We start from the raw sequence: 21,466 nt of genomic DNA on the forward strand, positions 1-21,466 counted from the left end.
TTGTCGCGCTGGGCGCGAGGGCGGGCACCAGGGGACAGGTCGGCCGTTGCGCGAGCCACGCGCTCCCCTCTAGCGTGGAATTCAACGAGCGATGAGTTTCTTGGAGGTGCGCGATGGACGACGCGATAGGCGTCCACGACCTGGTGGTCGATCGAGGTGGGCGGCGGGTGCTGGACGGCATCACCTGCGCCGTTCCGCAGGGCGCCGTGACCGGTCTGCTGGGGCCCAGCGGCAGCGGCAAGACCACGTTCATGCGCGCCGTGGTCGGCGTGCAGGTGGTCACCTCGGGGACGGTGACCGTGCTGGGCCAGCCGGCGGGGGCCCCGACGCTGCGGCACCGGGTGGGCTACCTCACGCAGGCGCCGAGCGTCTACGCCGACCTGACCGTGCGGGAGAACGCCCGCTACTTCGCGGCCCTGTACGGGCGTGGTCGCACCGAGGCCGACGAGGCGGTGAGCGCCGTCGGGCTGGCCCAGGCGGCCGGTCAGCTGGTCGCCACCCTCTCCGGCGGCCAGCGCAGTCGGGCCTCGTTGGCCTGTGCCCTGGTCGGTGACCCGGAGCTGGTCATCCTCGACGAGCCGACCGTCGGCCAGGACCCGGTGCTGCGGGCCGACCTGTGGGCCCGGTTCCACGCCATGGCCGCCGCCGGCACCACCCTGCTGGTGTCCAGTCACGTGATGGACGAGGCGGCCCGCTGCGACCGGCTGCTGCTGATCCGGGAGGGCCGGTTGATCGCCGACGACAGCCCGGACGCGATCCGCGCCGCCGCCGGCGTGGACGATCTCGACGAGGCGTTCCTGCGGCTGATCCGGGCCGGCGAAGCGAAGGCCTCCGCCGGACGGGAAAACTCATGAACGTGCGGATCCTGGCGGCCACCATCGGCCGCGTCCTGCGCCAGCTCCGGCACGACCGGCGGACGATCGCGCTGCTCGTGGTGGTGCCGACCGTCCTGCTCACGCTGGTCTACTACATGTACGCCGACAAGCCGACACCGCCGGGACAACAGTCGGTGTTCGACCGGGTCGCGCTGGTCATGCTGGGCACCTTCCCCTTCGTGATCATGTTTTTGGTGACCAGCATCGCGATGCTGCGCGAGCGCACCTCCGGCACCCTGGAACGGCTGCTCACCACCCCGCTGGGCAAGCTCGACCTGCTGTTCGGGTACGGCATCGCGTTCGGGCTGGCCGCCGCCGTGCAGGCCACCCTGGCGGCCGGTCTGGCGTACTGGGTCTTCGATCTGCGAACTCTCGGCAGCAGCGGTCTGGTGATCGGGATCGCGGTGCTCGACGCGGTACTCGGGGTTGCCCTCGGTCTGCTGTGCAGCGCCTTCGCCCGCACCGAGTTCCAGGCAGTACAGTTCCTCCCGGTCGTGGTGATCCCGCAGCTCCTGCTGTGTGGGCTGTTCGTGGCCCGGGACGAGATGGCCGGCTGGCTCCAGGGGCTCAGTGACGCCCTGCCGCTGACGTACGCCATCGAGGCGTTGCAGGAGGTCGGCGCGCACGCCGAGCCGACCGCGACCATGTGGCGGGACGTGGGCGTGGTGTTCGGCGCGGTGGTGTTGGCGCTGGTGCTCGCGGCGGCGACCCTGCGTCGGCGCACCGGCTGACCGACCGGCGGCGACCCGCGCGTTGCGGGTCGCCACCCGCCGCCGGGGACCGGCGGCGTCAGCGGACGAACGAGGGGCGGCGATGACGCGGCGTACCGGCCGGCGACCTGGCAACCCGGACACCCGGGAGGCGATCCTGGAGGCGGCGCGGGCGACGTTCGCCGAACGGGGTTTCGACGCCGCGCCGATCCGCGCCATCGCCGCCACGGCCGGCGTGGACCCGGCTCTGGTGCACCACTACTTCGGCACGAAGGACCAGCTCTTCCGGGCCGCGATGAACTTCCCCGTGGACCCCGCCGAGCTGCTGCCGGCGGTGCTGGCCGGTGACCAGGAGAGCGTCGGCGAGCGGCTGGTACGGACCTTCATCGGCATCTGGGACTCTCCGGCCGGCAGCGCCGGGGTGGCGCTCGTGCGCTCGGTGCTCAGCAGCGAGTGGACCGCGCGCCTGCTGCGGGAGTTCGTCACCACGCAGGTGCTGCGCCGGGTGCTCGACCACCTCGACGTCGATCCGGCCGAGGTCCCGCTGCGCGGCTCGCTGGTCGCCACCCAGCTGATCGGCCTCGCCATGATCCGGCACGTGGTACGGCTGGAGCCGGTGGCGTCGGCCGATCCGGAGCTCCTGGTCGCCACCATCGGCCCGAGCGTCCAGCGGTACCTCACCGGGTCGCTCCCGATCTAGCGGGAGGCCCGGAGCGCGGTCAGCGGGAGCCGGGGACGCGGTCGGCGGGAGGCCCGGGGCGCGGTCAGCGGGGCGGGTGCACGTCGGCGGGCCGGCGCAGCGGCGGGAGCAGCCTGCCCAGCTCGTCGGGGCCGCTGAGCGGGCAGGGGAACGCCAGCCGGACGCGCCGTCGTGCGCCGGGACGCCCGAGGGCGACCACCAGCCCGTAGCGGTCGACACGCACCACGCGTGGTGGGCCGTCCGGGGCCTCTTCGGTGAGCCCGAGCTGCCGGCGCAGGTAGTCGGTGACGGCGGCGGGGTCGCGCTGGGCGAGGTCGGCGAGCAGCAGGGCTTCGCAGGGGTGCACCGGGTCCGGCTCCGCCTCGGCGTACTCCCCCGGGTCGATCCGGTGCACGACGCCGGCCCGCTCCCAGCGCACCTCGGCCACCTCGAAGCGGAACAGCCGGAACCGGACGCCGACGTCGAGCAGGTCGCCGGTCGGCTCGACGGCGGCGAAGTCGACCGCGGCCCGGCGGGCCTCGTCCTCGTGCAGTTCGGCGGCCCAACCGGAGACCCAAGCCCGCCCGAGCCCGGGAGCGCCGGCCGCGGGGGGCAGGTCGAGGACGTCCAGGACCACCGCGACGTCGGCGCCCCCGGCGGCGGGCTGGAGCGCGGCGCCCAGGTGGCTGGCCACCGGCACCAGCAGCAGCACCCGGCCGTCGGGGTCGGTCACGTGCCGGGCGTGGTGCGGACCCGGGCGGCGGGCCAGGTGGACGAGGCCGGGGAGGCGACCGGCGACGAGGGTACGGACGATCTCGGCGGGGCTGGGCCGCATGGCGCAACCTCCTTCAAAGGTTAGCCTTACCTAACCGGAGCGTAGGGCATCCGCACCACCGCGTCCACCAGCCGACGCCATCGAACATCGACCCGTTACCTGGTCTGCTCCAGCCAGGAGGCGTACAGCAGCCCGTAGACCGAGTCGGCGTCGCGCACCAACTCGTCGTGCGGGCCACGCTGCACGATGCGCCCCCGGTCCACCACGATGACCTCGTCGGCGGCCTGGGCGGTGGAGAGCCGGTGCGCGATGGCGAGGGTGGTCCGCCCCCGCGTGACCGCGTCCAGGGTGCGCTGCAGACGCACCTCGGTCGCCGGGTCCACCGCGCTGGTCGCCTCGTCCAGCACCAGCAGGTCGGGGTCGGCCACGTACGCCCGGGCCAGCGCGACGAGCTGCCGCTCCCCCACGCTCAGCGCCTCGCCGCGCTCGCCCACCGGGGTGTCGAGGCCGGCCGGCAGACCGTCCAACCAATCCGCCAGGCCCAACTCCGTGAAGGCGGCCGCCAACTGCTCGTCGGTCAGCTCCGGCCGGGCGAACCGCACGTTGTCCCCGACCGTCGCGTCGAAGAGGAACCCGTCCTGCGGCACCATCACCACCCGCGCGCGCAGCGAGTCGAAGCGCACCTGCGCCAGCGGCACCCCGGACAGCAGCACCGCCCCCGCCGACGGGTCCATCAGTCGGGTGAGCAGCTTCGCGAAGGTCGTCTTGCCGCTGCCCGTCTCGCCGACCACCGCCACCCGGCTCTTCGCCGGGATCTCCAGGTCGATGTCGTGCAGCACCGGCGGACCACCCGGATAGGCGAACCGCACCCCCGAGAACCGGATGTCCAGCGGACCGACTGGCAGGTGCCGGCCCTGCTCACCGGGGTCCGCGACGTCCGGGGCGACGTCCAGCACGTCCAGCACCCGCCGCCAGCCGGCGATCGCGTTCTGTGCCTCGTTGAGCACCTCGGTGGCGATCTGCACCGGCTGGATGAACAGCGTCACCAGGAAGAGGAACGCGGTCAGCTGGCCGATCGACAGCGTGCCGTCCACACCCAGCGTCACACCGAGCACCACCACGCCGGCCAGCGCCACACCCGCCGCCAACTCACCGACCGAGCTGCCCACGATGCTGATCCGGATGGCCCGCTGCTGCGCGACGCGCTGCGCGTCGATGGCCTCGTCCAGCCGCCGCTCGGTACGCCCCGCGATGCCGTACGCCCGGATCACCGGCGCGCCCACGACGCTCTCGCCGATCGCGCCCAGCAGCGCGCCGGTGCGCTGGCGCACCGTCGCGTACGCCGCGCCGAGTCGGCGCTGCAACTGCCGGATGACGAGCACCGCCGGCAGGAACGCCGCCAGCACCACCAGGGTCAACTGCCAGGAGTACGCCAGCATGACGGCCGTCGTCACCACGAGCTGCCCCAGGTTGACCAGCAGGATCACCCCGCCCCACTGGAGGAACTGGGTGATCTGGTCGACGTCGCTGGTCACCCGCGAGACCAGCGAGCCGCGGCGCTCGGACTGCTGGTGCAGCATCGACAGGTCGTGCACGTGCCGGAACGCCCGCGTCCGCACGTTCGCCAACGCGGTCTCGCTGACCGTGAACAGCCGGCGCATCATCAGGTAGCCGCAGGCCGTGGTCACCACGAGGATCGCCGCGGTGACCGCCACCACCGACCAGACGACGTCCAGCTTCAGACCGCCGACGATGCCCCGGTCGATGCCCTGCTGCACCGCCACCGGAACGGCCACCCGGCCCACCATGTAGACCAGGGCCAGGGCGAGAGTGGCGGCCAGCCCGGTGCGCAGCTCGGGCGAGAGGGCGAGCCCCCGCCGCAACGTCCGCCAGGTCGTCTCCGCCCGCTCGTTGCGTTGCTCGGTCGTCACCGTCGTACTCAATGGTCCACCTCGATCTCCAGGCCCGACGGCAGCGGCGCCACCTCGTCGTCGTACGCGCGCTCCTGCGCGCGGTCGACCTCCGCCTGCTCGTATGCGGTGACCAGGTCAACGTATCCGGGCACGGTGGCCAGCAGCTCGGTGTGCGTGCCCCGAGCGACCACCCGGCCCTGCTCGACGTAGATGACCTCGTCGGCGAGGGCGATGGTGGCCCGGCGGTACGCCACGACGAGGATCGACGCGGCGGGAACTCCCGGCTCGCCGGCCGAGGAGCGCAGGCCGGCGAGGATGGCCGCCTCCACGCGCGGGTCCACGGCGCTCGTCGCGTCGTCGAGCACCAGCAGCCGTGGCCGCCCGGCGAGGGCGCGCGCCAGGGTGAGCCGCTGCCGCTGCCCGCCGGAGAGCGAGGTACCCCGCTCGCCGACCATCGTGTCCAGCCCGTCGGGCAGCGCCGCGACGAAACCGTCCGCCTCGGCCAGGCGCAGCGCCGCCCACACCACCTCGTCGTCGATGCCCGGCCGGTCGAGGGCGATGTTGGCCCGTACGGTGTCGTCGAAGACGAACGGCACCTGCGCCACGAGCGCGACCGTGCTGGCCAGCGACGTGGCGGTCAGGTCGCGCAGGTCCACGTCGTCCAGGGCGACGGTGCCGGAGTCCGGGTCGACCAGGCGTACGGCCAACGAGGCGATGGTGGACTTGCCGGCGCCGGTCGGCCCGACCAGGGCGACCGTACGGCCGGCCGGAACGGTGAAGCCGACCTCGCCGAGCACCTGCGCGCCGGGTTGGTGAGCCTCGGCGGGCGGATAGGAGAAGTGCACGTCGGTGAAGGTGAGGCTGGCCGGGCCCGGGGTGGCCGGGTCGAGCACCCGCTGCCCGTACGGCATCTCGCCGGTGGCGTCGAGGACCCGGCGCACCCGGTCCCAGCCCGCGACGCTGCGCGGCAGCTCGGCCAGCACCCAGCCGATGGCCCGCACCGGGAAAGCCAGCACGGTGAAGAGGAAGGCGACGCTGACCAGCTCGGTGACGCTGATCGCGCCCTGGCGCAGCCGGAACGTTCCGACCACCAGGACGGCCAGGGTGCCGAGGCTGGGCAGTGTCTCCAGCAGCGGATCGAAGACGCCCCGCAGCCGGCCGACCGCGATGAGCGCGTCGCGCAGCTCACCGGCGCGGCCGGCGAACCGCGCGGTCTCCTGCGCCTCGCGGCCCATGGTCTTGACCACCAGCGCGCCGTCGAAGCTCTCGTGCGCGATGCCGCTGACCTCGGCGCGCAAGCGCTGCGCGCGGGCCTGGCGGGGCGCCATCCGGCGGGAGTAGACCACGTTGAGCGCGAACAGCGCGGGGAACACCGCGAGGCCGACCAGGGCCAGGGCCCAGTCGGTGGCGAACAGCGAGACGATCGCGCCGACCAGCATCACCAGCGTGCCCACCGCGAAGGGCAGCGGGGCGATCGGATACCAGGCCGCCTCCACGTCGGAGTTGGCGTTGGACAGCAGCGTGCCGGTGGCGTTGCGGTGGTGCCAGGACAGCGGCAGGTCCAGGTAGCGGCGGGTGACCCGGCGGCGGTAGGCGGCCTGGAGCCGGTACTGCATGTAGCCGGCGCCGAGCCGACGGCCGAAGATGCCGACCACCCGCAGCACGCTGATCCCGAACAGGGCCACCGCCGCCAGCGTCAGGGCGCCGACGCCGACCTGGCCGCGCGCGATCGCCGGCACCACCACGTCGCCGACCACCGCGCCCACCACGTAGGCGCTGACGATGACCATCGAGCCGAACAGCACGCTGCCGACCACGGCGACCGTGAAGATCCGCGGCTGCTCGCGGATCGCCTGCCGCAGAACCCCCAGCCCTCTGCCGAGCACGTCCCGGCTTGTCCTGCTCGCCACGCTCTCCCCCGCCGTAAGCCACAATTATCTACCTCATCCTTACCGTTGCGGGCCTGCGTCGCCGACCCGGACGGGATATGTCGACCATCACGTACCGGACGCCCCGGCCCGCGGGAAGCCCCCGGCCCCGCTCGCCGCGCGGCCACCAGACTCCGGGCCTACGATCGGCCCATGTCGCGGTACGCCCGAGCCGAGCGCGAGGCGCTGGCCGATCTCTTCCTGGCCCTCGGGCCCGACGCACCGACGATCAACGAGGGGTGGGCGACACGCGACCTCGCCGCGCACCTGGTGCTGCGCGAGCGCCGTCTGGACGCGGCCGGTGGAATCCTGCTGCCGCCACTGCGGGGGTACGCCGAACGGATCCGTCGCCGGCTCGCCGCCGGGCCCTACCCGGAGCTGGTGGCGAAGGTACGCCGACCACCGCTGTGGAGCCCGGTCAGCAACCCGCTGACCGACGAGCTGGTCAACACCATGGAGTTCTTCATCCACCACGAGGACGTACGGCGGGCCGTCGGGGGATGGCAGCCGCGTGAGGTGCCGCGTGGCCTGCAGGCCACCCTGTGGAAGCGGGCCGCACCGATGGCCCGGCTGACCCTGCGGCGCTTCCCGGCGGACCTCTACGTGCAGGCACCCGGGTACGGCGAGGTCTCCGTCGGCCGGGGCGGCGAACGACTGCGTCTGGTGGGCGCCCCCGCCGAGTTGGCCCTGTTCCTGTCCGGACGACAGCGGGTGGCCAGGGTCCAGTTGGACGGCTCGGCGTCGTCGGCGCGGCAGTTGCGCAACGCCAGCCTGGGCATGTGACTTTCTGCGCTTAATCGGTCACCGTAACGCCGGACGAATGCCGCAGTCCCAACGATGCGTGCCGATACCTCCTCCCGTACGCTTCACCGCGCCGTTCCGCGCCGGGGCGGCACGATGTGGGGGCACACGATGCGAAGTTTCGCAATCTCGGCGCTACGGGAACCCTCCTTCATGGCGGGGCGCCACAAGTCCACAGATCGGGTGGCCACCGAAAGCGTCGAGTGGGCGCGCGCTTTCGGCCTGGTCAACTCCGGTCAAATTCATCGACTGCAACGGGCGGACGCCGCCGGTCTGGCGGGCCGCGCCTGCCCGGACGGGCCGGTGCGGGGGCTGCGCCTCCTCACCGACCTGATCTCCTGGCTCTTCGTCATGGACGACACCTGCGACGAGGACGGCCTCGGCGCCGATCCGAGCCGGCTGGCGCCGGTCATCGCCGCCCTGCTCAACGTGCTGGACCGCGCCGGCGATCCGGCCGCTCCGCTGCCGCCGGACGCCGGCCCGCTCGGCGCCGCGCTGCACGACCTGTGCCGCCGCACCCGGGCCGAGGGTCGGCCGCCGATGCTGCTGCGGTTCGTCAGCCAGATCCGCCAGTACCTGCTGGCGTTGCTCTGGGAGGCCACCAACCGGGAGCGCCGCCGCGTGCCGGGGATGACGGAGTACGTCCAACTGCGTCGGCACATCGGCGGCGTACACCCCTGCCTAACGCTGACCGACCTCGCGTCGGAGCAGCCACTCGGGTCGGCCGGGCGCGCCGACGCGGCACTGACCGCCCTGGACCTGCTGGCCGTTGACCTGGTGTGCTGGTGCAACGACCTCTTCTCGTACGGCAAGGAGAGCCGCTCCGACCCGGACGCGCACAACCTGGTGACGGTCATCGCCCAGGAACGCGGCCTCGACGAGGTGGACGCGTTACGGGCCGCCGCGGACCGCTTCAACCGGGGGTTGGCGGCGTACCAGGCGGCGGAGGAGGGATTGCTCGCCAGCGGCGTCGAGGGGTTGCGGTCCCCGTTGGCGGCGCGACGCAACTGGGTCCGGGCCACCTACGACTGGTCGGTGGTGGCTGCCCGCTACGCCTGATTCGTGCCGCCGGTCGGCGCGGCGAGGTCGCCGGACGATCACCGGCACTAGCCGATGCCCGGTATCAGGCAATACTCTTCGGTAACCACTATGACGTGACGACCGTCACGCCACCACCCCCGAAGGCGGCTACAGCGATGGCTCTCGATGTACCGTACCGCTCCATCCCGGACATGTTCCTCAAGCGCGTGGCGGCCACCCCCGACCGGCACGCGTTCGCGTCCCCGACCCCTGACGACTCGGGGCCCAACTGGTTGACCTGGGAACAGGTCGGCCAGCGCGCCAAGGCCGTCGCCGCCGGCCTGCACGGTCTCGGCGTCGGCCAGGAGAACCCGGTCGCGATCCTCGCCAACACGCGGCTGGACTGGGTGGTCGCCGACCTGGGCATCATGTGCGCGGGCGGCGCGACCACCACCGTCTACCCGACCACCGAGCCGGCGGACGCGACGTACATCATCGCGGACTCGGCCTCGCGCGTCCTCTTCGCGGAGAACCCGGCGCAGGCCGCCAAGATCGCCGGAGCGGACCTGCCGGCGCTGACCCACGTGGTGCTCTTCGACGGCACTCCCGACCCGAACGCCGCGATCCCCCAGCTCACCCTCACCGAGCTGGAAGAGCGGGGCAGCCGGGCACTGGCCGCCGAGCCCGATCTGATCGACATGCTGGTGGCCGGCATCGGCCCCGATCACCTGGCCACGCTGATCTACACCTCCGGCACCACCGGCCAGCCCAAGGGCGTCGAACTGTTGCACGGCGGGTGGTGCTGGGAGGCGGTGGCGCAGGCCGACGTCGGGCTGCTGCGCGACGACGACGTGCAGTACCTCTGGCTGCCGCTGGCGCACTCGTTCGGTAAGACGCTGCTCTGCGGCGCGATCCACGTCGGCCTGCCGACGTACGTGGACGGGCGGGTGGAGAAGCTGGTCGACCTGCTCGCGGTGATCCGACCGACGCTGATGTGTGGCGCTCCCCGGGTCTTCGAGAAGGTCTACAACCGGGCGGTGACCACCGCCCAGGGCGCCGGTGGCGCGAAGGCGAAGATCTTCGCCTGGGGCGTGCAGGTCGGCAAGGAGAAGGTCGCCCTGGAGCAGGCCGGCAAGCCGGTGCCGGCCGGGCTCAAGCTGCGCTACGGGCTGGCCGAGAAGCTGGTGTTCAGCAAGCTCCAGGCCCGCCTGGGCGGCCGGATGCGGGTGATGGTCTCCGGCGCCGCGCCGCTCAGTCCGGAGATCGCCACCTTCTTCGCCGCGGCCAACCTGCCGATCTCGGAGGGCTACGGCCTCACCGAGACCAGCGCCGGCAACTTCGTCAACCCACCGGACGGGCTGCGCATCGGCACGGTCGGGAAGGCGATGGGCGACCTGGAGTGCCGGATCGACGCCGACGGCGAGATCCTGGTGCGGGGTCGGCCGGTGATGCGCGGCTACCACAACCTGCCCGAGGAGACCGCCGCCGCGTTCACCGAGGACGGCTTCTTCCGCACCGGCGACATCGGCACGCTCGACGAGCAGGGCTACCTGCGGATCACCGACCGCAAGAAGGACCTGGTCAAGACCTCGGGCGGCAAGTACATCGCGCCGTCGCACATCGAGGGCATGTTCAAGGCCATCTGCCCGTACACCTCGCAGGCGGTCGTGATCGGGCAGGCCCGCAACTTCTGCACGATGCTCGTCACGCTCGACGCGGACGCCATCCGGGGCTGGGTGGCCGGTGGCCCGCTGGAGGGCCGCGACTACACCGAGATCGTCGCCTCGCCGGAGGCGCAGGCGATGGTCGAGGAGTACGTCGCCCAGCTCAACGCCAAGCTGAACCGCTGGGAGACGATCAAGAAGGTGGCGATCCTGCCGCGTGATCTGACCATCGAGCACGGCGAGATCACACCGTCGCTGAAGATCAAGCGTCGGGGCGTGGAGGGCAACTTCGCCGCCGAGATCGACAAGATGTACGCCGGCACCCTCGCCGAGCTGTAGCAACGGACCGCCGATGGCCCCGCACCCCTGGCGGATGTGGGGCCAACGGCGTCTCCGGGGCCGCTCAGGCGATGACCGACGGCTCCGGCCACCGCTGCCGGCCGCTGCGGTCCAGGTCGTAGCGGACCGTGGCGATCCGCTCCACGGCCTCCACCAGCTCGGCGGCCGGCAGGGTGAACGGCAGCCGCAGAAAGCGTTCCAGGGTGCCGTCCAGGCCGAACCGGGGCCCGGGCGCGAGCCGCACGCCGACCTCCTCGGCGGCCCGCGCGAGCGCGCTGGAGACCGGACCGTCCAGCTCCGCCCAGAGGGTCACGCCACCGCGCGGCACGGTCACCCGCCAGTCCGGTAGCCGGTGCGCCAGCGCGCCGAGCAACGCGTCGCGCTGGGCGGCGAGCTGGGTCCGACGGTCGGCGACGATGGCCGCCGCGTCGGCGAGCAGGCGCACCGCGACCAACTGGTCGAGCACCGGGCTGGACATGTCGACGCCGACCCGGACTGCCGCCAGCCGCTGCACCTGCGGCGCGGAGGCGCGTACCCAGCCGATCCGCAGACCACCCCAGTACGGCTTGCTCATCCCGCCGATGCTGACCACCCGGGAGTGCCGGTCGAACGTGGCCGTGGGCGGGGGCAGCTCGACGCCGTCCAGTGGCAGGTCCACGAAGGACTCGTCGACGATGAGGTCGGTGCCCACCGCGTGGGCGGCGGCCACCACCCGCTCGCGCAACGCGGCGGGCATCAGGTGCCCGGTCGGGTTCTGGAACTCCGGGATCAGGTACGCCAGCTTGGGCCGGGTCTGCCGCAGGCTGCCCAACAACAGGTCGGGCTCCCAGCCGCCGGCGTCCGCGGACAGACCGTGCGTGGCGATCCGGGCCCGCCGGCCGGCCAGCGCGGCGAGCGCGTTGGGGTAGGTCGGCGACTCGACCAACACGTTCCCGCCGGGGGCCAGGGCGAGGCGCAGCACCAGGTCAAGGGCGTGCTGGGTGCCGCTGGTGACCATGATCTGGTCGGCGGAGGTGGGTAGCCCCCGCGCGGTGTATCCGGCGGCCACCGCCTCGCGCAGCTCGCCGATGCCGGTCGGGTGGTAGCCGGCGCCGCCCAGGTAGCGGGGCAGGTCCTCGACGGCGGCCCGGGAGGCCGCGAGCAGTTGCGGCGGGGCCGCCAACGCGGCGACGCCGAGGTCGATCATGTCCCGGTCGTCCAGCGGGGTCCACAGGCCGGTGCTGGCGACCCGGTGGTTGCCCGGCAGCATCGTCCAACTGCCGGCGCCCCGGCGGCTGGCCAGGTGGCCGGTCTCGCGCAGCTCCCGGTACGCGGCGCTGACCGTGGTACGGCTGATCCGCAGCGCCTCGGCCAGCTCACGCTCCGCCGGCAGCCGCACGCCCAAGGGAAGCCGGGCGTCGGCGAGCAGCCCCCGTACCGCACCGGCGAGCGCCGCGTAGTCGGGACTGCGGCGACGGCCCGGCAGGGCGTGCCACTGCCCCAGCAGTCGCGCTAATTGGACTCCTCGCACCTGACCGGTCATGGCCACTCCTCGGATATTGGCTTCTTCCTCCGGGAGGATTGGCACCTAGGGTGGCATGCATGGCACTGATTGGCAATCTTCGGGAGCGGCCGGTGCGGCGGCTCGGCCAGCTCTACGCCGGGCTCGTCCTATACGGGGTCAGCATGGCCCTGATGGTCCGCTCCCACCTGGGCCTGGACCCCTGGGACGTCTTCCACCAGGGGCTGTCCGAGCTGACCGGGCTCTCCTTCGGCACGGTCACCATCGGCGTCGGGGCCTTGGTGCTGCTGCTGTGGATCCCGCTGCGACAGCGGCCCGGCCTCGGCACCGTCAGCAACGTGGTGGTGGTCGGCCTCGTGGTGGACGCCACCCTGGTCCTGCTGCCCTCCGGTGGCCCCCTCGGCGTCCGCATCCCCCTGTTGATCACCGGAATCGTCGCCAACGGGGCGGCCACCGCGCTCTACCTCGGCGCCCGCCTCGGCCCCGGTCCACGCGACGGGCTGATGACCGGCTTCGTCGCCCGTCGTCCCCGTTTCTCGGTACGCCTGGTGCGTACCGTCATCGAGGTCACCGTGCTCGCGCTGGGCTGGCTGCTCGGCGGCACGGTCGGCGTGGGCACCGTGGCGTACGCGTTGGCCATCGGCCCGCTGGCGCAGTTCTTCATCCCGCTCGTCGCGGTGCCTGCCGCCGAGACCGACGGTGACGACGAATCGACGGTCACCGCCGGTGATCCGTCGCGTGCCCCGGCCGCGTGAGGCGTTCACCGACCGTTCACGCGCCGGCACGCCGCGCTGGTGGAAGTGGGCTCGTTGGAGGGTGGGTGTTCCCTTCCGCGTCGCTCGCCGTCATCATCTCTGCATGGGGGAGAACGGTTGGCGCTGGAGCGACGCCTGGATCTTCGTGTCGTTGGTCATCGCGAGCGGCGCCGGGCGGCACCGACGGTCCGCGACGAGCCGCCGCCCGGAGGGCGTACGTCTGACCGACGTGCTGTCCACCGCCGACCATCTCAACCACGCGATTCCCGGGCGACACGAGGTGGAGGCCGCGGTCCAGCGGCTGGTCGGCGCGGGCCTGGTCACGGTCGCCGACGGGTGGTTCCGCATCACCGCCGAGGGCGAGCAGCTCTGGCGCAGCCGCCCCCGGGCCGGCGTCGCCACCATGGTGGACACCGTGCAGGGGGTGCTGAGCCGCCGGCACGCGCCCGGCAGCGCCGACTGGGTCCTGGAGGAGGCCGACCACGCGGCGGCCGTGCAGGAGTACGCGGTCCGCTCGATCCCCACGCCCCGCCGATCCCCCGAGGGCCACTCCGGACACTGACGGCCGACACAGATCTTGGACACTTCCCGTCACGTGAAGACGGCAAGTGTCCAAGATTGCCAAGGGAGGCCCGCGCCGACGGGCATGGCGGGGGGTCAGCGATGTCGGATCGGCGCAGCGGGTAGCGGTAGGACGAGCAGGTGCATGGGTGTGCCGTCGGGCATCGCCGATCCACCGACCTGCTGCCACCCCGCGCGCCGGTAGACGGCGCGGGCGGGTGCGGCCGGGTTGGACGCGAGCGTCGCCCACCGTTCGGGCCGCCCGTCGAGGAGCCGGCGGATGAGTTCCGCGCCGATCCCCTCGCCACGCCGGTCGGGACGCACGACCCACTCCATGACCGCGAACTTCTCGGCAGCGCGAAGATCGGCCGGAGGCTCGATGTCGGCACGCGTCCACCACCGGCCGGCGGCCATCGTCCACCCGTACGCCGCACCGACCAGATCGCCCGTGTCCTCGGCGGCGACGAGGGTGAACCCCGGACGTCGTGACTCGTCGGGCAGGCCACCGGCGAAGCCGGCCACCTGCTCCGGTCCCTCGGTGTACGGCGGTTCCGAGTAGACGACCGCGTACAACCGCACCAGCGCCGGAAAGATGGCGATGGCCGATTCGGGGCCATGCAGGGTGTACGTCATGTCCCCTCCGGTATCTGCGGTCCGGCGGCGGTGCCGGGCCGGCCAGCCGAGGAACCGATCGAACAGGTCGGCTGCGGTGCCTGTCACGGCCGGGTTGAGCCGGTGCAAGTCATCGATGGCCTCGTGCAGGCAGCCAGCAAGGTAGAGGAACAGGCTCAACGACATGTCGCGGTACTCGGCCACGAGAGCCAGCTTCGCCGACCCGCACGGCCATGGCTGCCCACACCGGCGGCACAGCCACAACGGACGCATCGGCGAATGCCCGGCTTCACATGGCCGGTCACGGCTCGCCGTCATACCGGCACCTCCCATCGTGACGGCCGACGGTGGGCTCGCCGGGGGAATGGCGAGCCCACCGCCGTCGCGCGGCGGCTCGGGGAAGGCCGCCGCTCACCCACCCACGCAGCCCCGATGGCGGTACGCAGATGGGGAGTCGTCCAGACCTGAGCAGGACCTGGGCGGTCGGCCGGATGGTCAGGTCGATCTCGCTTCGAGCAGTTCACCCGGCACCCCCTGCGGAGTAGGTTGCTTGATCGCTCGTTTTCACCCAACCGCTGCACGCCGGCGAATCCCAGTGCGCCAATGACGCAGAACCGATGCACTCCCATTGCGATGACCACCGTGAGCTGGATAAATGGATCTGTGATGCGCAGCGACCGGAGTGGACAACGCATGCCGGGCTCGCGGCGGCATCGGCTGGCGGAGCGACGCAGGACGATCGGCCTCAGCCAGGAACGGCTCGCCGAGATCCTCGGCGTGGATCGGTCCACCATCGTGCGATGGGAACGCGTGGAGACCGATCCGCAGCCCTGGCTCCGTCCCCACCTGGCTGCGGCGCTCAAGGTGTCCATCGAGGAACTGGCTGATCTTCTGGCCGATACCCGTCAGCCACCCGCCACGCCCGACGGGCGTCTGGACCATGCGTTACGGCGGCCCGGTCGCGTCGACCTGATCACCGTGGCACACCTCCGGGAGCGCGTGCGGCATCTGGACGAACGCTACGACCAGACGCCGTCGACCCTGCTGCTCGCCGAAGCAGCCCAGTCGCACGCTCAGGCGGTCTTCCTCCGCCAGCACGCTGAGGTCGGCTCGGTGCAGCGCGAACTGGCTGCGGCGGTGGCCGAGGCGGCAACGCTCATGGGCCAACTGGTGTGGGACGCCACGCAGCGACACGACCACGCCGCCAGCGCGGCCTACTTCGACCAAGCGGTCGACGCCGCGAGGGAGGCCCGCGATCCTGTCGCCGAAGCCAACGCGTTGCTTCGCAAGAGCTACCTCGCCCTCTACGGCAGAAGGCGGCCAACCGCTGCCGTCGCGTTGACCATGCAGGCAGCTGCCGTCAGCCGCCGCGACAGCCAGGTGCTCGCCGGCCTCGCCCACCTGCACCGCGCCGAGGCACACGCCATGCTCGGTCAGGTGCCCGCTGTCAGTGAAGCCCTTGGAGCCGCCGAGCATCACTTCGCCTCGGTGGCCCCTCAGGATCCAGCCACGGCTCTGTACTGTCCCAGCCATCACGCGCGGCTTGCGGGCTCCTGCTGGCTGTCGTTGAACAGACCGACCGAGGCGATCAAGGCTTTGGAATCTGCTCATCACCTGGTCGCCGCAGGCCGTAAGTCGACCGCTGTCGTCCTCGGCAATCTCGCCATCGCCAACATCCGCCACCGTGACCTCGCCACCGCCGTTGCCTACCTGCATCTCGCCGTTGATGTCATCGAGCAGACCCGCGCCGGAGGTGGCCTCAACCTCGCCTTCGCCGCAGCCCGGCAACTGCGTCCCTGGAGCGACCATCCGTCGGTTCAGGAAGTCAACGACCGGCTCCTCACCCTCATGACTCCCTAGGAGCGCCAGCGTGACAAGCACCGACGACGCCAAGCAGACCGCTCGACGACGCGTCTGGGACCTCCTCGAACGCGAAGGCGTCGCACCGCCGGGGGTGCATGGCCACATCCCCGACTTTGTCGGGAAGGAGGACGCGGCGGCCCGGCTCGCCGATCTGGAGGTCTGGCAGCAGGCACGGGTCATCAAGTGCAATCCCGACCGGGCCCAACTGCCCGTCCGGGTCCGCGCCCTCCAAGAAGGCAAGCTGCTCTACATGGCGGTCCCGCGACTCGCCACGCCGAAGCCGTTTTACCTGCTCGACCCGGCCATTCTGGAAGTCCCGTTCGAGACTGCCGCCACGAGCACCGGTGCGCCCGAGGTCGCGCCCACCGTCGGCACCGACGACATGCGCCCAGTGGACCTGGTCATCTGCGGCAGCGTCGCGATCAGCCGACCCAACGGCGTACGGCTCGGCAAGGGAGCGGGCTACTCCGACCTGGAGATCGCGCTCCTGGCCGAGGCCGGCCTCGTGACCGAGGAAACGGCAATCGCCACCACCGTCCACCAGAGCCAACTCCTGGACGAGGATCTACCGCACGACGATCATGACTTCAACGTCGACTACGCGGTCACTCCTGACGAGGCCGTCGCATGCGCGCCGGATCGACAGCGACCCTGCGGCATCATCAGGGCGAATCTTCGCCCCGATCAGCTCGACAACATCCCCGTGCTGCGCTGACTTCTCCGCTAGCCCACGCGATGCCGGTCGGCGGCAGACGCCCGGTGCTGGGCATGGGCGGGAGCGCTCGGGGCAGCAACGCCGATGGCGAGCGCCCTGCGCCGCAGACCCAGCCGGTTTCGCATGGAGAACACCTGGCACAGGGACAGCGTGGAGCCGATGAGAGGCCGAGGTGTTCGAGTCGCACGGTTCAGGGTCGCGGACTCGCGTCCTTGACCCCGTCGAGGAATGCCGTCCACGCCGCAGCGGTCACGACCAGGGACGGACCGCACGGGTCCTTGGAGTCACGGATGCCGACCGCGTGCGACGCCAGAGCGACTTCGACGCACTGCGCATTTTCGTTCAGGCTACGGCTGCTCTTGCGCCAGGTGGCGGTGGTCAGGAAGTCGCGCTTCATGTGGCCCTCCTTAGCTGTGAGCCGCTAGCGCACCGGGTGGCCGCTGCGGCGCAGGGCGTCCTTGACCTCGCCCACCGTCAGCTCGCCGAAGTGAAAGACGCTGGCCGCGAGGACCGCGTCGGCCCCGGCTCCGATCGCGGGCGGGAAGTGCGCCACCTCGCCGGCCCCGCCGCTGGCGACGACCGGAACGTCCACCACGGCCCGGACCGCGCCGATCAGTTCGAGGTCGAAGCCCGCCTTGGTGCCGTCGGCGTCCATCGAGTTGAGCAGGATCTCCCCCGCGCCCAGCTCGGCGACCTGCCGGGCCCAGTCCACCGCGTCGATGCCGGTGCCGCGTCGGCCACCGTGGGTGGTGACCTCGAATCCGCTCGGCGTGCCGCCGGCCGGCCCACGGCGTACGTCGAGGGAGAGCACGAGCACCTGCCGGCCGAACCGGTCGGCGATCTCGGCGATCAGCTCCGGCCGGGCGATGGCGGCGGTGTTCACGCCGACCTTGTCGGCTCCGGCGCGCAGCAGCCTGTCGACGTCGGCGACCTGCCGGACCCCACCCCCGACGGTGAGCGGGATGAAGACCGACTCGGCGGTGCGGCGTACCACGTCGAGCATGGTGCCCCGGTCGCTCGACGACGCGGTGACGTCGAGGAAGGTCAGCTCGTCGGCGCCGGCTCGGTCGTACGCGGCGGCCAGCTCCACCGGGTCGCCGGCGTCCCGCAGGTCGAGGAAGTTGACGCCCTTGACCACCCGCCCGGCGTCCACGTCGAGACAGGGGATCACCCGTACCGCCACCGTCATGCCGTCAGCCTATCCTCCGCGCGCGGCACGGCGGCCGACCCGAGGGGGCCGACCGCCGCGCCGGACGTCCACGTCACACGCGGACGAGCATCTTGCCCAGGTTCTCGCCACGCAGCAGGCCGAGGAACGCCGCCGGGGCGTTCTCGATACCGTCGACGACGGTCTCGTCGTAGGAGAGTTTGCCCTCGCGTAGCCAGCCGGCGACGTCCTGGACGAACGTCGCGCGCAGGTTGTTGTGGTCGTTGACCAGGAACCCGCGCAGGGTGAGCCGCTTGCCGATGACCAGCGTGAGGTTGCGCGGCGCGGCCGGCGGCTCGGTGGTGTTGTACTGGGCGATCATGCCGCAGATGGCGACCCGGCCGTGCAGGTTCATGGCCGAGATGGCCGCCTCCAGGTGGTCACCGCCGACGTTGTCGAAGTAGACGTCGATGCCGTCCGGGGCGGCGGCGCGCAGCGACTCACGGACCGGCCCGTCGTGGTAGTCGAACGCGGCGTCGAAGCCGAGTGCCCGGAGCCGCTCGACCTTGGCGGCCGAGCCGGCGCTGCCGACGACTCGACCCGCGCCCTTGAGCTTGGCGATCTGGCCCACCAGACTGCCGACCGCGCCGGCCGCGGCGGAGACGAAGACCGTCTCGTCGGGCCGCATCGCGGCGACCTCCAACAGACCGGCGTACGCGGTCAGTCCGGGCACGCCGAGCACGCTCAGGTACGCGCTGGCCGGGGCGATGCTCGCGTCGACGGCGCGGGCGCGGCCGGCGTCGAGCAGCGCGTACTCCCGCCAGCCGAGCCCGTGCAGGACGGTGTCGCCCACGGCGACGTCGGGTGACTCGCTGGCCACCACCTCGCCGACGGCGGCCCCGTCGAGCGGGGCGTCGAGCGCGAACGGCGGCACGTACGACTTGGCGTCGTTCATCCGTCCCCGCATGTACGGGTCGACGGAGATGTACTGGTTGCGGACCACGATCTGGCCCGGTCCGGGCGTCGGGACGTCGGTCTCGACGAGTCGGAAGGTGTCCTCGGTGGGCCAGCCCTCGGGGCGGCGGGCCAGGTGGATCTCGCGGTTGCTGGTCATCAGGGGGTCGTCCTCTCGTACGCGGGTGGGGTCCGGGGCCGCGACGGTCAGGCGGCCAGGGTCTCGCGGACGGTCAGCGCGACCTCGATGTTGCCGCGGGTGGCGTTGGAGTACGGGCAGACCTGGTGGGCCTGCTCGACGAGCTGCTCGGCGGTCTCCCGGGGGACGGCGGGCAGGTCCACGATGAGCTGGGCGGTGAGCCCGAAGCCACCGCTGCCGTTCGGGCCGATGCCGACCTCGGCGGAGACGACCGAGCCGGTCACGTCGGCCTTGGCGCGGCGACCGACGATGCGCAGGGCGCTGTGGAAGCAGGCCGCGTAGCCGGCGGCGAAGAGCTGCTCGGGGTTGGCGCCGCCACCCTCGCCACCCATCTCCTTGGGCGACGCGAGGTCCAGGGCGAAGGTGCCGTCGGAGGTCTCGACGTGGCCGTCCCGGCCGTCACCGGTGGCGGTCGCGGACGCGGTGTAGAGGACCTTCATGATGTCTCACTGCTCCTTCTGTGGGTGGATGGTCTCGGTGACCCGGGTGAGGGTGTCGCGCAGCGCGACCAGCTCGTCGATGCCCAGGCCGGTGGCCTGCGCGATCCGCAGCGGGACGTCGCAGAGTCGCTCGCGCAGCGCCCGTCCCTGCTCGGTGAGGCTCACCTCGACGCGCCGTTCGTCGCGGGCCGAGCGTCGGCGGGCCACCAGGCCCGCGCTCTCCAGTCGCTTGAGCAGCGGGGAGAGTGTGCCGGAGTCGAGCCGCAGCTCGGCGCCCAGCTCGGAGACCGCCGGCGGGTCGTCGGGGCGTTCCCAGAGGACCAGCAGCACCAGGTACTGCGGGTAGGTCAGCCCGACCTCGTCGAGGATCGGCCGGTACACGTCGGTGAGGGCGCGCGACGCGGCGTAGAGCGCGAAGCACACCTGTCGGCGCAGCACCAGGTCATCGGACACCGTTGAACCGTAGCCCGCAATTAAGTTGTGCACAACCGATCGACGCGGACGGCGGCCGTGACCCCGGCCACCGGGCCGGGCTCAACGGTCGCCGACGTACGCCTCCAACTCCACCTCGACCAGGTGGTCCGGATCGAGCAGACCCGCCACCACCACCAGCGTCGCCACCGGCCGGACCGCGCCGAAGACCGCGTTGTGCGCCCGGCCCACCTCGTCGGCGTGCAGCCGGTCGGTCACGTACATCCGGGTGCGGACCACGTCACCCGGCTCCACGCCCACCTCGGCGAGTGCCGCCAAGCCGATCCGCAGCGCCTGCGCCGTCTGCGCGGCGGCGTCCCCGACATGCACCACCCGACCGTCCACGGTGGAGGTGCAACCGGCCGTGAGGGCCAGGTCACCGGCCCGGACCACCCGGGAGTAGCCGTAGCTCTGCTCCCACGGCCCACCCGAGCCCAGCCGGGTGACGGTCACGCCTCGGCCAGGGTGCGCAGCGCCTCGGCCACCGTGAACGCGCCCGCGTACAGCGCCTTGCCGGCGATCACACCCTCCACACCCAACGGCTCCAGGGTGGCCAGCGCCCGCAGGTCGTCCAGCGTGGACACCCCGCCGGAGGCGATCACCGGCCGGTCGGTCCGCGCGCACACGTCCCGCAGCAGGTCCAGGTTCGGCCCGCGCATCGTGCCGTCCTTGGTGATGTCGGTGACGACGTACCGCGTGGCCCCCGCCTTGTCCAGGCGCTCCAGCACCTCGTACAGGTCACCGCCGTCACGGGTCCATCCCCGCGCGGACAGCGTCTGACCCCGGACGTCCAGCCCGATGGCGACCCGGTCGCCGTACTCCCCGACCACCCGGTCGCACCACTCGGGGTCCTCCAGGGCGGCGGTGCCGATGTTGACCCGGGCCGCCCCGGTGCCCAGCGCCGCGCGTAGCGACTCGTCGTCGCGGATCCCACCGGACAGCTCGACCCGCACGTCCAACTGGCGCACCACCTCGGCGAGCAGGTGCGCGTTGCTGCCCCGACCGAACGCCGCGTCCAGGTCCACCAGGTGGATCCACTCGGCGCCGTCGCGCTGCCACGCCAGCGCCGCGTCCAACGGGTCGCCGTAGACGCTCTCGCTGCCAAGGGCGCCCTGCACGAGCCGAACGGCCCGGCCGTCGGCGACGTCCACGGCGGGTAAAAGGGTGAGGCTCAACGTCTTCTCCTCGATCAGGTACGACGGTCCAGGGCGATCACCACGATCGCCGGCAGTACGAGCAGCAACAGCACGATCAGCGCGACGCGCAGCGCCATATTGTCGACGAACGTCCAGATCAGGATCATCGCCGCGCCGGTGAGCAGCACGATCGCCGCGCGCTCCCCGCGCGAGTGCCGGGCCAGCCGACCCGAACGACCCCGCCGTACCCGCGGCGTCAACCGACGCAGCACCGCGCGGCGGCGCTGCCGACGGGCCACCCGACGCTGCCGGACCGCCCGCTCCCGCGCCAACTCCGCCTCGCGTTCCGCCCTCCGGCGGGCCCGTTCGCGACTCACCGCGCCGCCCACGGGTCGGACGCCGGGTGGT

22 protein-coding genes and 2 pseudogenes are annotated in these 21,466 nt (G+C 72.2%); 10 read left to right on the plus strand and 14 right to left on the minus strand.

Annotation, left to right across the window (positions count from 1 at the left end; all coding sequences use genetic code 11):
• Positions 1-113: 113 nt before the first annotated feature.
• The 3 genes from ACN269_RS10555 (at position 114) to ACN269_RS10565 (ending at position 2,285) form a co-directional block, all read left to right on the plus strand.
• A complete protein-coding gene (locus ACN269_RS10555; RefSeq protein ID WP_421472280.1) occupies positions 114-854 on the plus strand; it encodes an ABC transporter ATP-binding protein in 741 nt (246 codons plus the stop codon).
• A complete protein-coding gene (locus ACN269_RS10560) occupies positions 851-1,606 on the plus strand; it encodes an ABC transporter permease (protein ID WP_421472281.1) in 756 nt (251 codons plus the stop codon). Before ACN269_RS10555 ends, ACN269_RS10560 begins: the two co-directional genes overlap by 4 nt.
• Before the next feature lie 82 nt (positions 1,607-1,688).
• Positions 1,689-2,285, plus strand: coding sequence for a TetR family transcriptional regulator (locus tag ACN269_RS10565; RefSeq protein WP_421472282.1), 597 nt, complete (start codon positions 1,689-1,691; stop codon positions 2,283-2,285).
• 64 nt (positions 2,286-2,349) lie between these two features.
• On the opposite strand, the gene ACN269_RS10570 is transcribed toward ACN269_RS10565, so the two are convergent.
• The 3 genes from ACN269_RS10570 to ACN269_RS10580 all read right to left on the minus strand — a co-directional run bounded on the left by ACN269_RS10570 (position 2,350) and on the right by ACN269_RS10580 (position 6,862).
• The gene (locus tag ACN269_RS10570; protein ID WP_421472283.1) at positions 2,350-3,099 is read right to left on the minus strand and encodes a DUF2470 domain-containing protein; all 750 of its coding nucleotides are present in this window, start codon (positions 3,097-3,099) and stop codon (positions 2,350-2,352) included.
• Positions 3,100-3,194: 95 nt separating this feature from the next.
• The gene (locus ACN269_RS10575; protein ID WP_421472284.1) at positions 3,195-4,970 is read right to left on the minus strand and encodes an ABC transporter ATP-binding protein; all 1,776 of its coding nucleotides are present in this window, start codon (positions 4,968-4,970) and stop codon (positions 3,195-3,197) included.
• A gap of 8 nt (positions 4,971-4,978) precedes the next feature.
• Positions 4,979-6,862, minus strand: a complete 1,884-nt coding sequence (locus tag ACN269_RS10580) for an ABC transporter ATP-binding protein (RefSeq protein WP_421472285.1) — start codon at positions 6,860-6,862, stop codon at positions 4,979-4,981.
• A gap of 171 nt (positions 6,863-7,033) precedes the next feature.
• Between ACN269_RS10580 and ACN269_RS10585 the strand changes: the two genes are divergently transcribed.
• From ACN269_RS10585 to ACN269_RS10595, 3 genes are all read left to right on the plus strand, one after another.
• Complete coding sequence (locus ACN269_RS10585; protein WP_421472286.1) at positions 7,034-7,663, plus strand: TIGR03085 family metal-binding protein; 630 nt, start codon at positions 7,034-7,036, stop codon at positions 7,661-7,663.
• Positions 7,664-7,864: 201 nt separating this feature from the next.
• The gene (locus ACN269_RS10590; RefSeq protein WP_421472287.1) at positions 7,865-8,740 is read left to right on the plus strand and encodes a terpene synthase family protein; all 876 of its coding nucleotides are present in this window, start codon (positions 7,865-7,867) and stop codon (positions 8,738-8,740) included.
• Positions 8,741-8,877: 137 nt separating this feature from the next.
• Positions 8,878-10,704, plus strand: coding sequence for an AMP-dependent synthetase/ligase (locus ACN269_RS10595; RefSeq protein WP_421472288.1), 1,827 nt, complete (start codon positions 8,878-8,880; stop codon positions 10,702-10,704).
• A 64-nt stretch (positions 10,705-10,768) separates the two neighbouring features.
• Here ACN269_RS10595 and ACN269_RS10600 read toward each other — a convergent pair whose 3' ends face one another.
• Positions 10,769-12,226 carry a PLP-dependent aminotransferase family protein gene (locus ACN269_RS10600; protein ID WP_421472289.1) on the minus strand — a complete coding sequence of 486 codons (1,458 nt, stop codon included), beginning with the start codon at positions 12,224-12,226 and terminating at the stop codon, positions 10,769-10,771.
• Positions 12,227-12,285: 59 nt separating this feature from the next.
• On the opposite strand from ACN269_RS10600, the pseudogene ACN269_RS10605 reads away from it, so the two are divergent.
• A pseudogene (locus tag ACN269_RS10605) lies at positions 12,286-12,928 on the plus strand (YczE/YyaS/YitT family protein); the annotation flags it as partial.
• 135 nt (positions 12,929-13,063) lie between these two features.
• Positions 13,064-13,522 carry a hypothetical protein gene (locus ACN269_RS10610; RefSeq protein ID WP_421476269.1) on the plus strand — a complete coding sequence of 153 codons (459 nt, stop codon included), beginning with the start codon at positions 13,064-13,066 and terminating at the stop codon, positions 13,520-13,522.
• Between the two features lie 95 nt (positions 13,523-13,617).
• On the opposite strand, the gene ACN269_RS10615 is transcribed toward ACN269_RS10610, so the two are convergent.
• Complete coding sequence (locus tag ACN269_RS10615; protein ID WP_421476271.1) at positions 13,618-14,154, minus strand: GNAT family N-acetyltransferase; 537 nt, start codon at positions 14,152-14,154, stop codon at positions 13,618-13,620.
• A gap of 30 nt (positions 14,155-14,184) precedes the next feature.
• Positions 14,185-14,466, minus strand: a pseudogene (locus ACN269_RS10620) (hypothetical protein); the annotation flags it as partial.
• Between the two features lie 333 nt (positions 14,467-14,799).
• On the opposite strand from ACN269_RS10620, the gene ACN269_RS10625 reads away from it, so the two are divergent.
• On the plus strand, positions 14,800-15,993 hold the full coding sequence (locus ACN269_RS10625) for a helix-turn-helix transcriptional regulator (protein WP_421472290.1): 1,194 nt from the start codon (positions 14,800-14,802) through the stop codon (positions 15,991-15,993).
• A 10-nt stretch (positions 15,994-16,003) separates the two neighbouring features.
• Positions 16,004-16,711 (plus strand): 5-formyltetrahydrofolate cyclo-ligase, encoded by a 708-nt coding sequence (locus tag ACN269_RS10630; protein WP_421472291.1) that lies wholly within the window; start codon positions 16,004-16,006, stop codon positions 16,709-16,711.
• A 190-nt stretch (positions 16,712-16,901) separates the two neighbouring features.
• On the opposite strand, the gene ACN269_RS10635 is transcribed toward ACN269_RS10630, so the two are convergent.
• The 8 genes from ACN269_RS10635 to ACN269_RS10670 form a co-directional block, all read right to left on the minus strand.
• Entirely contained in the window at positions 16,902-17,108 is a 207-nt protein-coding gene (locus tag ACN269_RS10635; protein ID WP_421472292.1) for a DUF397 domain-containing protein, read from the minus strand.
• Positions 17,109-17,132: 24 nt separating this feature from the next.
• Positions 17,133-17,900 (minus strand): imidazole glycerol phosphate synthase subunit HisF, encoded by a 768-nt coding sequence (hisF, locus tag ACN269_RS10640; RefSeq protein WP_421472293.1) that lies wholly within the window; start codon positions 17,898-17,900, stop codon positions 17,133-17,135.
• A gap of 73 nt (positions 17,901-17,973) precedes the next feature.
• Entirely contained in the window at positions 17,974-18,972 is a 999-nt protein-coding gene (locus ACN269_RS10645) for an NADP-dependent oxidoreductase (RefSeq protein WP_421472294.1), read from the minus strand.
• A 47-nt stretch (positions 18,973-19,019) separates the two neighbouring features.
• Positions 19,020-19,451 carry an organic hydroperoxide resistance protein gene (locus ACN269_RS10650; protein WP_421472295.1) on the minus strand — a complete coding sequence of 144 codons (432 nt, stop codon included), beginning with the start codon at positions 19,449-19,451 and terminating at the stop codon, positions 19,020-19,022.
• Between the two features lie 6 nt (positions 19,452-19,457).
• Positions 19,458-19,904 carry a MarR family winged helix-turn-helix transcriptional regulator gene (locus tag ACN269_RS10655; RefSeq protein ID WP_421472296.1) on the minus strand — a complete coding sequence of 149 codons (447 nt, stop codon included), beginning with the start codon at positions 19,902-19,904 and terminating at the stop codon, positions 19,458-19,460.
• Between the two features lie 81 nt (positions 19,905-19,985).
• On the minus strand, positions 19,986-20,375 hold the full coding sequence (locus ACN269_RS10660) for a RidA family protein (RefSeq protein WP_421472297.1): 390 nt from the start codon (positions 20,373-20,375) through the stop codon (positions 19,986-19,988).
• Positions 20,372-21,097 carry a bifunctional 1-(5-phosphoribosyl)-5-((5-phosphoribosylamino)methylideneamino)imidazole-4-carboxamide isomerase/phosphoribosylanthranilate isomerase PriA gene (priA, locus tag ACN269_RS10665; RefSeq protein ID WP_421472298.1) on the minus strand — a complete coding sequence of 242 codons (726 nt, stop codon included), beginning with the start codon at positions 21,095-21,097 and terminating at the stop codon, positions 20,372-20,374. The genes ACN269_RS10660 and priA overlap by 4 nt, the downstream gene beginning before the upstream one ends.
• 14 nt (positions 21,098-21,111) lie before the next feature.
• Entirely contained in the window at positions 21,112-21,435 is a 324-nt protein-coding gene (locus tag ACN269_RS10670; protein ID WP_421472299.1) for a hypothetical protein, read from the minus strand.
• Between the last annotated feature and the right edge of the window lie 31 nt (positions 21,436-21,466).

Source organism: Micromonospora sp. WMMD736, from assembly GCF_049179015.1.
In the GTDB taxonomy this organism is placed as follows: domain Bacteria; phylum Actinomycetota; class Actinomycetes; order Mycobacteriales; family Micromonosporaceae; genus Micromonospora.